Origin of the sequence: Phenylobacterium sp. (assembly GCF_035944335.1) — a bacterium.
Taxonomy (GTDB): domain Bacteria; phylum Pseudomonadota; class Alphaproteobacteria; order Caulobacterales; family Caulobacteraceae; genus Phenylobacterium.
On record NZ_DASZBG010000082.1, the window covers coordinates 15,829 to 31,066 of the forward strand.

General features: G+C 68.2%; 10 protein-coding genes. 3 read left to right on the top strand and 7 right to left on the bottom strand.

Annotation, left to right across the window (positions count from 1 at the left end):
• Positions 1-6: 6 nt before the first annotated feature.
• The 4 genes from VGT80_RS13635 to VGT80_RS13650 all read right to left on the bottom strand — a co-directional run bounded on the left by VGT80_RS13635 (position 7) and on the right by VGT80_RS13650 (position 6,737).
• Complete coding sequence (locus tag VGT80_RS13635) at positions 7-1,968, bottom strand: serine hydrolase domain-containing protein (protein ID WP_327456659.1); 1,962 nt, start codon at positions 1,966-1,968, stop codon at positions 7-9.
• 96 nt (positions 1,969-2,064) lie between these two features.
• On the bottom strand, positions 2,065-3,171 hold the full coding sequence (locus tag VGT80_RS13640) for a hypothetical protein (RefSeq protein ID WP_327456661.1): 1,107 nt from the start codon (positions 3,169-3,171) through the stop codon (positions 2,065-2,067).
• A 27-nt stretch (positions 3,172-3,198) separates the two neighbouring features.
• Positions 3,199-4,503 carry a dipeptidase gene (locus tag VGT80_RS13645; RefSeq protein ID WP_327456663.1) on the bottom strand — a complete coding sequence of 435 codons (1,305 nt, stop codon included), beginning with the start codon at positions 4,501-4,503 and terminating at the stop codon, positions 3,199-3,201.
• 110 nt (positions 4,504-4,613) lie between these two features.
• A complete protein-coding gene (locus VGT80_RS13650) occupies positions 4,614-6,737 on the bottom strand; it encodes a S9 family peptidase (protein ID WP_327456665.1) in 2,124 nt (707 codons plus the stop codon).
• A gap of 121 nt (positions 6,738-6,858) precedes the next feature.
• Here VGT80_RS13650 and VGT80_RS13655 point away from each other — a divergent pair, with 121 nt between their 5' ends.
• From VGT80_RS13655 to VGT80_RS13665, 3 genes are all read left to right on the top strand, one after another.
• Entirely contained in the window at positions 6,859-8,832 is a 1,974-nt protein-coding gene (locus VGT80_RS13655; protein WP_327456667.1) for a serine hydrolase domain-containing protein, read from the top strand.
• Between the two features lie 75 nt (positions 8,833-8,907).
• Complete coding sequence (locus VGT80_RS13660; protein WP_327456669.1) at positions 8,908-10,074, top strand: serine hydrolase domain-containing protein; 1,167 nt, start codon at positions 8,908-8,910, stop codon at positions 10,072-10,074.
• Positions 10,075-10,084: 10 nt separating this feature from the next.
• Positions 10,085-10,342: a hypothetical protein gene (locus tag VGT80_RS13665; RefSeq protein ID WP_327456670.1), complete on the top strand. Its 258-nt coding sequence runs from the start codon at positions 10,085-10,087 to the stop codon at positions 10,340-10,342.
• Between the two features lie 223 nt (positions 10,343-10,565).
• Here the strand turns inward: VGT80_RS13665 and VGT80_RS13670 are convergent, their stop codons facing one another.
• The 3 genes from VGT80_RS13670 to virB11 form a co-directional block, all read right to left on the bottom strand.
• Entirely contained in the window at positions 10,566-12,164 is a 1,599-nt protein-coding gene (locus VGT80_RS13670) for a DUF1501 domain-containing protein (RefSeq protein ID WP_327456673.1), read from the bottom strand.
• A 10-nt stretch (positions 12,165-12,174) separates the two neighbouring features.
• Entirely contained in the window at positions 12,175-14,082 is a 1,908-nt protein-coding gene (locus VGT80_RS13675; RefSeq protein ID WP_327456675.1) for a DUF1800 domain-containing protein, read from the bottom strand.
• 151 nt (positions 14,083-14,233) lie between these two features.
• Positions 14,234-15,238 (bottom strand): P-type DNA transfer ATPase VirB11, encoded by a 1,005-nt coding sequence (gene virB11, locus VGT80_RS13680; RefSeq protein WP_327456677.1) that lies wholly within the window; start codon positions 15,236-15,238, stop codon positions 14,234-14,236.

Consider the following 15,238-nt stretch of genomic DNA (forward strand, 5'->3'; position numbering starts at 1 on the left):
CGGATCCTAGAAGATCACGCCTGTGCCGATCAGGTGGTAGTGCAGGCACATCCACAGCATGAAGCCGAACGCGAGCGCCAGCAGCACCGCGAAGAGCTTGGCGAACCAGCTGCTTCCCGGCTTGAACACCAGCGTCAGGTTCCAGATCGCCGCGACAAGCCCGCCCGCGAAACCGAGCAGGCAGGTCAGCTGGGCGAGGTGGATCAAGAGGTTGAGGTTGGCGCCCTTGGTGGACAGGGCCTGGGTGAAGTCGAACAGCCAGAGGCAGATGCCCGCGATCGACAGAACCGCGCCAACGCGCACCGCCCGATAGGCATGGGCCCGCGCTCCGGTCAGTTCGAACGACCGGCCGTAGCGCCAGCGGACGAAGGCGACGACGGGCCAGAGCAGCGCCGTCAGGGCCAGCAGGGCCAGGCTGGCCATCGACAGCGGCTTCTCCAGGCCCGTGGCGGCGAACCCCGTCGGGCGCACATAGATCTCGATGGGCGCCACGCCATCGCTGGCCCAACGCACCACCTTGCCGTCCTTGACGAGGGCCTCGATGCGGTCGTGTCCACCGACCTCCTGCCAGAGGAACGGTTTCACCTCGACGAACTTGGCCGGATAGTAGAGTGGCCGCGCTGTGATGGTGCCGTCGGGATTGGCTGTCACCGTGTTCTGCGAGAGTAGGCCGAGCAGCGACAGGAAGGTCGATTTCGCGCCGCGGGTGTTGTTGTAGGCGCCGGCCATCATCGCGGCATGCTTCTTGGCGGTGGCCGTGTCGACCCGCGTGGTCACCGTGGCGGCGGCCGGCAGGTAGCGATCCGCGAACTCCTGCATGAGCGTATCGCGCAGGATCGCGCCCGCGCCGCCCTTGCCGGGGGCGTTGACGGAAATGAAGAACCCGACCTGATCGTCAGGGAACAGGACCAGGTCGGAGTGGAAGTAGTTGGTGTCGCCGGCGTGGCCCATCGCCCGGTGTCCGTTGATGTTGCGCTCCATGAAGCCCAGCAGGTTGCCGTTCAGATCGGGCATCGCGCGGGTCACGGTGGTCTGCATCAACTTCGCCGTTTCCGGCTTCAGGATCTGGGTGTCGCCATACCGCCCGAGCTGCAGGTGCGCGATCATGAAATGGGCCATGTCGTCGCCTGTCGAGGCGAGGGCTCCCGCGGGTCCAGGCCCGACGAATTCATATCCGGAGCCCACCTTTTCCGAAGTGACATAGCCGGTGGCCATGTGGGGCCGCATCGCGGCCGGCAGGGGCTGGCGGAACGTCGAGTTCCGCATGTCGAGCGGGGTCAGGATGTGGCGTTCGATATAGTCGTCGTAGGGCTCGCCCGAGACCCTCTGGACAATATAGCCGGCGACCGCCGTTGCATAGTTGGAGTACCCGGGCCCTTCGTCCGGCGTGAACATGCGCGGCGGAACGTACTTCTTGAGGAAGTCGCCCAGCGGCGCCGGCGGCTTGCCGAAGCCGATGGTGTCGTTGGCCCGTTCCTCGAAACCGGCCCTGTGCGTCATGATCTGACGCAGCGTGACGGGGTAGCCCTTGTAGGCGGGAATCTTGAAGTCCAGGTAGGTGTTGACGTCGGCGTCGAGGTTGAGCTTCCCGGCCTCGACCAGCTGCATCACGGCGGTCCAGGTGAACAGCTTGGAGGTCGACCCCGGCCGGAACAGGGTGGCCCTCGGATCGACGGGCGCGCGGGATTCGTTGTCGGCGAAGCCATAGCCCTTCTCGACGAGCACCTGTCCGTTCTTCACCACGACGATCACGGCGCCGGGGACTTGGCCGGTCTTGAGCGCATTGGGGACCAGGCCGTCCAGCCAGGCTTCGGCGTCCACTGCAGTCAGCTCATGCCCTGTCGCCGTCTTGGGCCCCTGCACCGCCGCGGGCTTTTCCGCCGACTTCGGCGCAGGCGCCTGGGCGCCGGCGCCGGCGGCGAACGCCACGGCCGCGATCAGGGCGGCGACCATCGATCGTTTTTTCATGACGAAGCTCTCAAGAGGACCGCGCGGCCCAGCGCGAAAGAAGCCGTTCGTGGCACGTGATTTTCTAAAACCGATATTAAATTTCTGCAACGCAAACTAGCCGGCGGCGAGCCGCGGCCGGGACAGCCGCCACAGCCCGTAGGTCAGCAGCGGCGCGACGTAGATCGCCAGCAGCACGTAGGACAGCCAGCGGTAGCCGTTGGCGATCAGTGAGACCAAGCCGACGCGATCGGCGACGAACACCGAGCCCGCGAGGATCGCCACCGTCACCGCCAGCCGCATGGGCTTGCTGAAGACCCGCTCGTCACCCCGCTGATAGGCGTGGGCGATACGCTCGTTGATGGCGTGCACGCCGCCGGTGCCGCTCTCCAGCAGGGCGGCGAAGATCATCACCTGGAAGAGAATCCGGAACGCCGGGAGGCCGAGCTGTCCCAGCAGGAAATCCGACGGCAGCACCTGCCGCTGGATCGTCGGATAGAAGCCGGCCATGACGATGAAGAACAGGACCGCCGGCGCCATGGCCAGGGGCCCCGCCAGCAGTCCTGCGACGACCGCGTCCTTGCGCGAGGTCAGGTGGCGCGTGACCGGCAGGATGATGATCGCGCCGATGATGTTGTAGCCCGCGTAGGTGAGGCCTCCGACCGCCCAGCCGGTCGAGGGCGTCTGCGTCGCGAAGGCCCCGCTGATACGGTCGCCGAACTTCAGCAGCGAGAGGGTCAGGAACACCGCGTAGGTGCCGTAAAGCAGGAACGAGACCCACTTGAAGAGCCGCTCGACCGAGTCGTTTCCCCAGGCCGCCACCAGGGTGATCATCGCCATCAGCGCCAGGGCGCCGGCGATGGGCGGCAGGCCGAACACAGCTTGCGCAATGGCTCCGGCCGCTGCCGCGAATGCCGCCAGGATGACGACCAGCGCCGCCAGATAGGCGACCTCGTAGACCGGCCAGAACCGGCCCAGCAGGTTCTTGAAGAAGGTCCGGTAGTCCTGGCTCGAGGTGCGCAGGGCAAAGAGGAAGGTGACCGCGCAGACCGTGCTCCAGATCACGGTCGACAGCAGCATGGCGTAGAGCCCGCCCCAGGGCCCGCTAGGCAAGAAGTAGGAGGCCAGCTCCCGGCCGGTGGCGTAGCCGCCGCCGATGACCACCGCCTTGAAGGCGAGACCTGGAAGCAGCCACCGTTGGAACCAGCCGGTCTTCTCGCTCACGAGGTTAGCTCCTTGCTGCGCAGCGCGTCAGGGCCGCGCGCCGGGGCCGTCGGCATCCTCCAGCGTCGCGGTAGACGGCAGCTCCCGCGCCCGGAGCTGGGCCGCGACCTGCTCGGCCTGGGTCATGGCGCGCAGCACGTTGCCGCCGGCGACCTTGGCGATGTCGCCGTCGGTCCAGCCGCGCTTCATGAGCTCCAGCAAGAGGGCAGGGAACTGATCCACCGAGCCCAGCCCGGTCACGGCTTCGGGGATGCCGTCAAAGTCGGATCCCAGGCCGACGTGATCGACGCCCGCGACCGCGCGGATGTGGTCGATGTGATCGGCGACGTCGGCGATGGTCACCGGCGGTTCGGGATGGGCTTGCTCCCAGGCCTTCAGCGCCGCGGCGGCCTTCTCGGGCTGGCCGAGATCGATGCCGAAGGTGGGGGCGTTGAGCCGGGCCTGCTCGCCGGCCCGCGCGGCTGTCCAGCGGAACCGGGCGTCGGAGTCGAAGCCGGGATAGAAGTTGACCATCACCACGCCGCCGTTCGTGGCGACCAGGCGCAGCACCTCGTCGGAGACGTTGCGCGCATTGTCCACAAGGCCGCGCGCCGAGGAGTGCGAGAAGATCACCGGCGCCCGCGACGTCTGCAGGGCGTCCTTCATGGTGTCCTCGGAGACGTGGGCGAGGTCCACCAGCATGCCCAGGCGATTCATCTCGCGCACCACCTCGCGGCCGAAGGGCGTCAGGCCATGGTGCACGGGCTTGTCCGTGGCCGAGTCCGCCCAGGCGGTGTTCCGCGTATGGGTCAGCGTCATGTAGCGGGCGCCGAGCGCGTACATCTGCCGGAGCGCCGGCAGCGAGTCGTTGATCTGGTGCCCGCCCTCGATCCCGATCAGCGAGGCGACTCGGCCGGCTTTGTGGATGCGAGCCACGTCGGCGGCGGAATAGGCCATCTCCAGGTCGGCGGGGTATCGCCGGGCCAGCGACTTCACCAGGTCGATCTGCTCGATCGTCAGTTGAACCGCCGCCGGCCCCTGAATCTCCACCGGGATGTACACAGACCAGAATTGTCCGCCGACACGGCCCATGTGCAGGCGCGGGATGTCCGTCATCAGCGCGCCCGCGCCGTGCTGGAGGTCTATCAGCGCCGCCTTGTCGGCGTAGCGCTCGTGAAGCTCCCACGGCAGGTCATTGTGCCCATCGATCAGCGGCGTTTGGGCGAGGATCCGGTCCAGGCGGGCCGCGTCGGCGGCAGGATCCGCAGCGGCCGGGGCCGCCATTGCCAGTCCGGCGACCAGGGCCGTGATGGCAAGGCCGGCCATGACCTTGCGCGCGCGCCCGTTCGCCATCGAAAAACCCCCGGTTTCTTCAATTTGCCGATTTGGCAAATTCACCATGGCACAGGCCAAGCTCTTTCGGGAACCGGCATTCGCGCCAGCGCCGCGGGGCGTGCGGGAGCTCAGGGCTTCAGCTTGTCCTCGAGGAAACGGACGGTGGCGGTGTCGGCCTTGAGCCAGCTGTCGTAGCGCAGGAAGCCGTGGATCTCGTTGGGCAGGATCAGCTCCTCGAAGGGGGTTCCCTGCGCCGCCAGGCGCCGGGCCAGGTCCGTGGTCTGGTCGAAGCGGACATTGCGATCGTCGTCTCCGTGAATCAGCAGGACCGGCGACTTCCATCCGGCGATGGCGGCTTCGGGCGAACTCTCGAAGGCGGTCTTCATCATCGCGTCGTAGTCGCCCTGTTCGTACCGCTGCGGACGCGCGGCGAGACCCGGTGTCAGGGACCAGTCGTGCACGCCGTGGAAGTCGACGCCCGCCTTGAAGATGTCGCTGTTGTGGGCCAGGGCGTGGGCGGTCAGCAGTCCGCCGTACGACCCGCCCCAGATGCCGAGGCGCGTGGGGTCGACCTGGGGCAGGGCCTGCAGGAAGTGCGCGCCGGCCACGACGTCCTGGTATTCCGAATTGCCGGCTGGGCCGCCCTTGTTCGGGTGCTGGAAGGCCCGGCCATAGCCGATGCCGAGACGGTAGTTCACCGACAGCACCACGAAGCCGCGCGAGGCCAGGTATTGGTTCATCGCGTAGGCGTGGGTGTAGTAGTCCATGTAGGACCAGCCGAGCAGCATCTGCCGGGGCGGCCCGCCATGCACGAAGATCAGGGCGGGATGCTTTGCCTTGCCGTCGGGCGGCATGAAGAGCTGGCCGTGGATCGGCAGGCCGTCAGCGGCCTTGAAGGTGACCGGCCTTGGGACGGTGAGCCCTTTGGCGGCATAGTCGCCCTCCGCCGGCGCCAGCGGCTTGGCCCCGCGTCCGTCACCACCCGCGATCGCGACCTGCATGGGCTTGCTTGCGGTCGACGAGATGTAGGCGATGCGGCCATCTTGGAGCGGCGCGGGCGTCCACTCGAGGCCGGTTCCGGGCGTCAGCGCCGTTTGTCCCGGACGATCGACCGCAACGCGGAACAGGTGCCGCCGGTCGATATCGCCCTCCGCTCCGCCGCTGTTGGCGCTGAACAGCAAGGCGCGGCGGTCCGGCGTCATGACGACGTGCTCGACCATGAACGGGCCGGGCGTCAGCAAGGTGGCTTCGCCGCCCGTTGCCGAGACCGAATAGAGGTGGGGCCACCCGTCCATCTCAGCGCGGAAGGTCAGCCGGTCTCCGGCGCCCCACATGAGGAAGAGGCCGTCAGGAACCTCTGGGAAGGAACCCTCCAGGCTGACCGGGCTGCGCCACACGGCGCCACCCGCGCCGTCGGTCGCCGACGCCACCCAAATCGAGAACGGATTGGGCGCCTCCACGAGAGACGACGCCAGCGGTCCGGCGATGCCCGCCACGCGCGAAAAGGCGATGCGGCGGCCGTCGGGCGACCAGACGGGGTTGCTGTCGAAGGCAGTGGCCGGCGCCAGCCAGGTCAGCGGATGGTCCGGGCCGCTGTAGACGCCGATGAAGCTGTGGTCGCCCCGCCGCGACACGAACGCGAGCCGCGAGCCGTCCGGCGACCACGCCAGCTGGCTCGCCTTGCCGTGATCGTAGAACAGCCGCTTCGGCTTCTCCTTCCCGGTGAGGTCCGCCGTCCAGACCTGACGGTCCTTCAGGTAAGCCAGCTTGCCGGTGGACGAGAGCGCGGGCTCTTCGCCGTCGGGCGCCACGCGCATGGGCGCCGCCCCGGCCGCGGAGGCCCAGATCTCCTTGTGCGGCTCGTCGACCGCGGAAGCGGGATTGGGCGGCGGCATGCCGATCGACCAGCCGTTCCCCTCACCGCCGCCGCGCGACCACGCCAGCGTCTTGCCGTCCGGTGAGAAGTTGAGCTCGGCGAGCTCCATGCCGTCGTCGGCGGTCCCGTCTGTCAGGCGGCGGGGACGGAAGTCCGGCGCCTCGGCGATCCAGATGTTGCGCCGGCCCTGTTTGGTCTCGATCCAGGCGATCCGGTCGCCGCCCTCGGAGGCCGTGAGCCCGTTGAGGAAGGGGTAAGCCAGGAACCGCTCGAGGTTCGCCGGCGGCGTGGCGCGCGGACCGGGCGCCGCGGCCGCGTCGAGGGCGACGATCATCGTCACGCCGGCGACGACGGCGAGCAGGGTTTGTCTGAACATTGGCGTTCCCTCGAACTCGATCCGTACGGCGCGGTCTGGACCATATTTCTACTATGGCAAAGAGATTTTCCGATTTAGACATGTGGGTCAACACTCACGTCTTCTCGGGGTCGGCGATCAAATGAACAGGTTAGCGCTGAAGCTTGCGATCGTCCTCGCCTTGCTGAGCGCGCCGACGGCGTTGCTCGCCCAGGTCCGCGCCGCGGCCGATACGCCGGGGAAGACCGCGTCCGGCATCGCCTACACCCAACCCAAGGACTGGGCGGTGACGGCGCAGGGCGCGGCGACGATCTTTGTCGCGCCCGAGGAAAATCTGAACATCGCCGTCATCGACGGCGGGACCGCGCCGACCGCCCAGGCGGCCGCGGCGAAGGCCTGGTCGCTCTACAAGCCCAATGCGGAGCGCGCCGTGCGGCTCGTCGCCCCCGGCGCCCCGGGGGACGGCTGGGACGAGCGCGTCGGCATCGTCTACGAGACTTCGCCCAGCGAACGCGCGGCGGTGTCGGCGCTGGCCATGCGCAGCGGAACTTCCTGGACCGTCGCGATCGTCGACGGCGCGGAGGCCACCATGAACAAGCGCGCCGCGGCGGCCGCGCTCATCGAGGGCAGCCTGCGGCCGGCCGGCTATGTGCGCGAGACCTTCGCCGGCAGGACGCCCCACCGGCTGACGCCGGCGCGGATCAAGGCGCTGCGGGACTTCGTGGCCGAGTCGGCGCGGAGCCTGGAGGTGCCCGGCGTGGGGATCGCCCTGATCGACCAGGGTAAGGTGGTCTACGCGGGTGGCTATGGCGTGCGCGAGCTGGGTTCGCCCGCGCCGATCGATGCGCACACCAAGTTCATGATCGCGTCCAACACCAAGGGTATGTCGACGCTGCTGCTGTCGATCCTGGCCGACGAGGGCAAGTTGCGGTGGGACCAGAAGGTGACCGACCTCTACCCGTCGTTCCGGCTGGGCAGCGACGCCACGACCCACGCGACCCTGGTCCGCCACCTGGTCTGCGCGTGCACCGGTATGCCGCGCAGGGACTATGCGTTCATCCTCGCCGACGAGGGCTTGCCGGCCACCGACACCTTCCGGCAACTTTCGGAAACCCAGCCCACCAGCACCTTCGGCGAGCTGTACCAGTACAGCAACCTGATGGCGGCGGCGGCGGGGTACCTGGGCGGTTCGCTCGCCTATCCCAGGCTCGAGCTCGGCGCCGCTTACGACAAGGCGATGCAGACGCGGATTTTCGGGCCGTTGGGAATGCATGACACGACCTTCGACTTCAAGGTCGGCGAGAGCGGCGACTGGGCCCGGCCCCACGGCTACGACGTCGACGGCCGGATGGTCGAGATGTCGAACTACTTCAACCATCTGATCACGCCCTATCGTCCGGCCGGCGGCGCCTGGTCGAGCCCCGCCGACGTTGCGCGCTACGCCCAGCTCGAACTGTCCAAGGGGGTGATGCCGAACGGCAAGCGCCTGGTGAGCCAGGCCAGCCTGCTGGAGCGCCGCAAGCGCGGCGTGCCCACCGGCGAGGACGCCTGGTACGGAATGGGCCTCTTCGACGAGGTCATCTCCGGCGTGGAGGTCGTCACCCACGGCGGCACCCTGCAGGGTTTCCACAGCGACTGGTGGGTGCTGCCGGGGACCGGGATCGGCGCGGTCATCCTGACCAATTCGGACTCCGGCCCCGCCCTGCTGGGGCCCTTCCTGCGTCGCCTGATGGAGGTCGTGTACGACGGCAAGCCGGAGGCCGCGCAGCAGGTGGCCTCTGCCGCCGCGCGCCTCAAGGTCCAGGCCAAGGCCCGCCGCGCGAAGCTGACAGTGCCGGGCGATCCGGCGGTGCTTGCGAGCCTGGCGGCGAAGTACCATGACCCCGAGATCGGCAATACGATCACCCTTACCGAGCGCAACGGCGCCAAATGGATCAAGGCCGGCTTCATCGAGGGCCCGGTGGCCACGCGCAAGAATGCGGACGGCAGCACCTCCCTCGTGTCGATCGCCCCAGGCGGCATCGGCGTCGACGCCCTGATCGGCAACGGCAACGGGGTTCGCACCCTGACCATCCACGATAGCCAGCACGACTACGTCTACACCGAGGTGCGATGACGGCGGCGCCGTAGCGCTACTTCAACGCGGGACAGATTTTCCCGATCGGAAAACAAAGGGCTGAGGGCTAGGCAGATGGAACTGAGCAGACGCGCATCGCTGGGGGCCATGCTGGCGCTGACGACCGGTTCAGCGGTTGCTGCGGCCAAGCCGGGCGGCGCCTGGTCCCGGGTCCGGGCGATTGCGCAGAAGGCCGTCGCCGATCGCCTCACGCCCGGCCTGCAGGTCTGTGTCCGGCGCAAGGGAGCGGTGGTCTTCTCCGAGGGATTCGGCAAGTCGAACCTGGAGTGGGGCATGCCCATGACACCGACGACGGTCTGCAGGATCGGCTCGGTCAGCAAGCAGTTCACGGCCGCGGCGGTCCTTCTCCTGGCCCAGGACGGGAAGCTGTCGCTCGACGACAAGCTGTCGCGGTTTTTCCCGGATTTCCCCAATGCCGATCGCCTGACGCTTCGGCGGATGCTCAGCCATACGGCCGGTCTCGGCAACTACACCGCAACGACGCCGCCGGAACTCGTCTGGCAGGAGAGCCGGATCGACAGGACCTCGGCCGAGCTGCTGGAGCTGATGCGTCCCTCCAGCAGCAAGCTGCTGTTCGAGCCCGGGACCGGATACCGCTATTCGAACAACGGCTTCGTACTGCTGGGCCTGGTGATCGAGAAGGTCGCCGACCGGTCCTATCGGGACGTCATGCAGACGCGGCTGTTCGGCCCGCTGGGACTGGCGCGGACCTCCGTCGACTCAGCCGCCGAGGTCCTGCCCCATCGCGCCAGCGGCTACAGCAACGACCCCGCCGCGCCGAGCGGTTTCGACAACGCCTCCTTCGTCTCGATGAGCTATCCGGGCGGCGCCGGAGCGATCCGTTCGACATGCGAGGATCTCTGCGCGTGGCACGTCGCGTTGCTGGGCGGCAAGGTGCTGCAACCCGCGATGCTGACCGCGATGCTGACGCCCGCGACGCTCGCCGACGGCTCCCTGCCCATGCAGCCGGGCCGCAAGGGCGAGAAGACAGCGGTCCGCTACGGATTCGGAATCGCGCTCAATCCGATCGACGGTCACCGCGCCGTCGCCCACGGCGGCAACATCCACGGCTTCGCCTCCAACCTGGAGACCTTGCCGGACGATCGCCTGACCATCGCGATGATCATCAATGCCGACGGGGGATCCAAGCCGACGCCGGCCTTCCTGGCGGCCCCCGGCGACATCCAGAAGGCGCTGAGAGCCGCGGGCCTGGCCGCCTGAGAAGGGCGCCATGAGCCTGCGCTTCGAAGCCCACATCGAGACCCAAGGCGGCGCGGGCAATCTTAGCCGCGTCGTCGGCGTGATGGCGCTCCTCGACCTGACGCCGCTCGTCCTGACCTCCTATGGCCGCCCCGGCGGTCTGAGCATCGACGTCCAGTTCGTTGCGGGACGGCGTGAAGCAGAACTCTGCCTGAGCCGGTTCCAGGCCCTGGTGTCGGTGAGCTCCGCAGCCATGCACGTGGCCGCCGACCCCTTGCCGGATGGGTAGCGACACTCTCGCGCCATTCGAAAAGGCCCTTCCATCCAACGCGACAAGTGGTGGGCGCCTGGGACCTTCAATAGCATCCGGCTCCGGGGTTGGTGCGCCCGTGGGTATTCTCAAACCTGAGATCTTATAAGTTGTTGAGAAACCAGAGATAAACGTCTGTGTATAGGTCCTGCCGCGGATCGGTCGATCCGCACGCCCTCCGCCAGCTTTTGGGGTTCGATGGCTACGCGGCCATAAAGCCCAGGTTCTGGACGGGGAAGGCGGAGAGACGCGGAAAGACGGCCGTCATCTGGGCGGGCTTCACGCCCAACCATGTGGCCATCGTGGCCAGGTAGGTCTCCACCGAGGTGGTCGGGATGAGCGCGTTGCCGACCGCGTCCGGATTGGCGAAGGCGGGTGTCCCGCCGCTGGCCGGCTTGTCGACGCCGAGCGTCGGGTAGGTCCCGTAGATGTCGCCGCCCTTCACTGCGCCGCCCACCACCAGGTGGTGGGCGCCCCAGGCATGGTCGGTGCCGTCGCCGTTCGTCACGAACGTGCGGTTGAAGTCCGACGCCGTGAACGCGGTGACCTGATCGCCCATGCCGACCTTCGTAAGGGCCGTGTCGAAGTAGGTAAGCGCATGGTCCAGCTGGGCCATCAGCAGACCCTGGCGAGGGTTTTCGCCGTCGTGGGTGTCGAATCCGCCAAGCTGCACGAAGAACACCTGCCGGCCGATCCCGAGCGCGGCGTGGGCGACCGCGGTCTGGACCACCGCCTCGAGTTGGTCGGCCAAGGGGTTGTCCATGACCTTCCCGGTAATCGGGTTGGTGAATGGCGGCGGGACTGGGACCAGCGCATAGGGGCCGCCGGCCGCGCCGAGGGCGCTGTCGAACACGACCGAGGCTTGGATCGAACGGCCCACGGCCGCGGCGTAATCCTTCACCATGTCGCTCGACTGGGTGAAGCCCAGCGAGCCCTCCTGAAGGTTCTGGCGCATCTCGTCGAGGAAGATGTCGGAAGAGTTGTAGCGGCCCTTCATGCCCACGAGGTTGATGGTCTGGGCGATGGACTTATTGCCAGTGTAGTTGACCCGGAACGAGCGCGTGGTCAGGCCCGACAGGAAGGCCGTGTTCCCGGCGGTAGTTATGGCCTCGAACTGCACCGCCGACCCGGAGGCCTGGAAGGTGTCGGCCATCAGCCCGCCCCAGCCAGTCGCCGAGCCGTCCACCTGGCCGGACTGCCAGGCCGACTGCTGGTCGGCGTGAGAGAACAGCCGCTGAGGGATGATTGCGCCATTCTGACCGGAGTTCTGGTACTGCGCCTTGGTCAGGGGGGCGAGCAGGGTTCCGACGTTGGCGATGGCCGCGGCGCGCTTGGCCTGGAACAGCGCCTGGACCCCGGTCAGCATCGGATGCAGCGCAAAGGTGCGGTTTTGCGGCGCGGTCGTGGTCTTGTTGGCGGCCGGCACAAGTTGCGGGGTCGCAGGCGTGATCGGCAACACGCCGCCCCAGTGCTCCGGCATGTCGGTTGTTGAGATGGTCCGCTTGGTGAGCGGCGAGACCTGGCCGATCGCCACCGGCGCGGTTCCAGGCGGCATCAGGGCGATCGGGTCGCTGCCGGCGAGGCGCGCCGTCCAATATTGGTTGAAGCTGCCGGCGTCCGTGGCGAGCAGCAGGTTGTTAGCGTCGTTGCCGCCCTGCAGGAACACGCAGACCAGCGCGCGGTAGCCGCTATTGTCCGGCGTGTCGGCGGCGGCCCGGCCGATGGCGGCGAGGTTCAGGGCGAGCGGCGCGCCGGCGCCGTAGGCGAGCAGCGCGCGGCGGGAGAGGCTGGAACGGTCCATCTCGGCTCTCCTAGCGCAACACGATGTATTCGGGGGCGGTGAGGGTGAGCAGCAGGGCGTTGCGCACCTTGTCCAGCCGCACGGCCGCGATCTGCGCCGCCGTGGGCGTCCTGGCGGTGGAGGCCGTGCCGTTGAGCACCCGGGTCAGCCGGCCCTGCAGGGTCGGGCTCATGGCGCCGCCGAAGTACAGCAGGTTAATGCGGTCGATGAGGGCGCTATTGAGGTCCGCCGCGCCGGCGGTCGCAGGCGTCAGGGCGGCGATCTCCTTGGCGTAGGTGACCGTGACATCCCCGCCGGGCCAGCCTTTCTGCTCCACCACCGAGGACATCAGGTTGGCGTAGGCGGCGACCGTCAGGACATCGACGGCCTGAAACTCCGGCGCAACCAACTTGGCCGCCGAGATCGTCGAGCCCGGTGGGGTGTAGTCGGGATCCCAGAAGTTGAACACGGTCGGCGCTTCGAGGGGCGCTTGGGCGAGCTGGGCGGGATCGCCGAGGTCGGCGAACTGCACGAAGTTGCCGACCGCCGAGGTGGCGGTGGGCTTGGAGACCGCCTCGCAGGCGCGCAGCCAGTGCGCCATCCGCAGTGTCGGCTCTCGCAGCTTGCCGGCGGTCGGTGAGGCGAGCGAGACGTCGCGGTTCAGCGCCTCGGGGTCGGTCAGCACGGCCTTCAAGGTCGCGAAGAGGTCGCCTCTACTGGCCGGGGCCTTCGGGTCGCCTGCGAAGGCCGCGGCCACACGGCCGACGTAGGCTGGACTCGGATTGCTGGTGACGAAGCGTTGGATCAGCCGCCGTCCGATGAACGGCCCGACATTGGGATGCGCTGCGATCACCTTGAGCGCCGCGTCGAGACCCTGGGTCTGGTAATCGCGGAGGGCCGTCATGCCCGGTGTAGTGGTGGCCGCCGGGCCGGCATAGGCCGGGATGGTGGCGCCCAGGAACGTCTTGGCCAGCTGCGAATGGTAGGCGGGGTAGGCGATCAGGTTCTGCACGTCGGCGGCCGCCGCGTCGGCTCCGTCGCCGGGCTGCTTGGCGAAAGTGCTCGCCGTCGGCTTGGCCGCATACCAACCCCAGCCTGTGAAAGCGTTTGCGAGGCCGGCGATGTCGTTGTGCGTGTAGGTCGGGATCGGCGTATTCGTGGCGTCCGTCTTCGCAGTGCCATCAGGATTGAGCTGCACCAGCCCGATCGACATCAGCTGCATGATCTCGCGGGCGTAGTTCTCGTCGGGGTGGCGCGCGGGATTGTTGTCGGCCTGCTGGTTGCCGACGATGTTCAGGTATAGGCCCATCGCGGGGTGAAGGGTGACGGCCTTCAGCAGGTCGAAGTACGAGCCGAAGGCCCGCGCGCTCAGCATGTCGTACCAGGAGCCCGCGATACGTGGCGTGATGGTCGATCCCTGGAACGAGACAACGAAGATCTCGGAGAGGGCTAGGGCCATGCGGTGACGCAGCTGGTCGTCGCCTGTGACCGCACGCGCCCAAAAGCTCTCCTGGAACTGATTTCGGTCGACGCGCCGGTGGTTGACCTTCTTCTGGGCGGCTGGATCGGATCCGGCCGCGGCGAGGTCCAGCTTGTACTGGGCGTCGAAGTCCGCCTGCCGGCGCATGACCCAGCCCAGATGGAAATTGGCTGGCGAGGTCCAGAATCCGGGCGCGCCGCCAGGGGTCGGCGCGGCAGATTTTTCAGTCGAGAACCAGGCGTCGGTCGTGGCGGCCGCCAGCGCCTGCACCGAGGCGTCGGTCGACCCGAAGGTCGCGCGATTGAGGAATCCGGCCGCTGTCGCCCTCGCGTCCGAGGTGGTCAAGCCGCCAAGGGCCCCGCCAATCTTGGGCGCGATCACCGCCGCCGCCGCGATGGCGGCCCCGACAACAGCTACGCCGCCAGCGGTCTTGACGTTGATTGCGCCGTCTTCGGCCATGCCGGCCCCCATGCCCACGACGCCAGGCTAGGCTCTTTTCAAGCCTGGCGTTAACGCCGGTTTGTCGCACGCTAGCCCCAGCGTGCTTACGGCCACATTCAAACTTATGGCTAAGCTGCGCCTCAGTAATTTGAACGCAGGATGAACGGGGTTATGCCCGCGGCTCCGCCGCGGCCGAAGCGGACGCTTCGCGTGGGCGAAAGCGTACCTCGCTGACCCGCCTGGCTCCGCCCGCGCGCTCGAGCTGAACCACCACGTCGACGACGCTGGCCACGTAGGCGCGAGCCCGCACATAGTCGAGGTCAAGACCGCTGGTCAGGGCGAGCAGCGCGATCTGGTCGAGGGCCGCGTCGCAGCTGTCGGCGTGCACCGTGGTCAGCGAGCCGGGGTGACCGCTGTTCACGGCGCGCAGGAATGCGAAGGCCTCGGCGCCGCGCAGCTCTCCGAGCAGGATGCGGTCGGGGCGCAGACGCAGGGCGGCGGCCACCAGCGCATTGGCGTCGACCCGGGCTTCCCCCTGTTCGCCGCGCACGGCGATCAGGCCGACGGCGTTGTCATGGTCCAGCCGGACCTCAGCCGCGTCCTCGATGGCGATTAGCCGCTCACCGGCGTCGACTTCCTTGAGCAGGGCATTCAGCAGGGTCGTCTTGCCGCTCGAGGTTCCGCCGGAAATGACCATGGTCTTGCGGGCGGCGACGGCCGCCTTGAGGAATCCCGGCGTGTCCCCGGCATCGAGCCGCGCCTGGAGGGCGGCGTTGCGGTCCTGAGCCGTCTCGGGCGGACCGCCGGAGAACAGGCCGCGCGCCGCCAGTTCGTCGACCGAGAGGTTGGAGATCACATGTTTGCGAACGGCCATCACTAGGCCGCCGCGCGTCGCCGGGGGAGCCACGACCTGCACGCGCGCGCCATCGGGCAGGGTGGCCGAAAGCAGCGGCTGCTCCCGGCTGACGCCCTGGTGGTTGGCCGCGGCGATCTGGCGAGCGAGCCGGCCGAGCGCCTGCTCGGTGAGCTCCGGCGCGGCTTCGCGGATGGCGCCCGCCGCCGTCTCCACCCAGACCTCGCCCGGCCGGTTGATCAGCAGGTCGGTGACGTCGGGCCGCTCCAGCCAGGGGGCCAGGGGCGAGAGATAGGCTTCGAGATAGACGGTCTCGCTCAC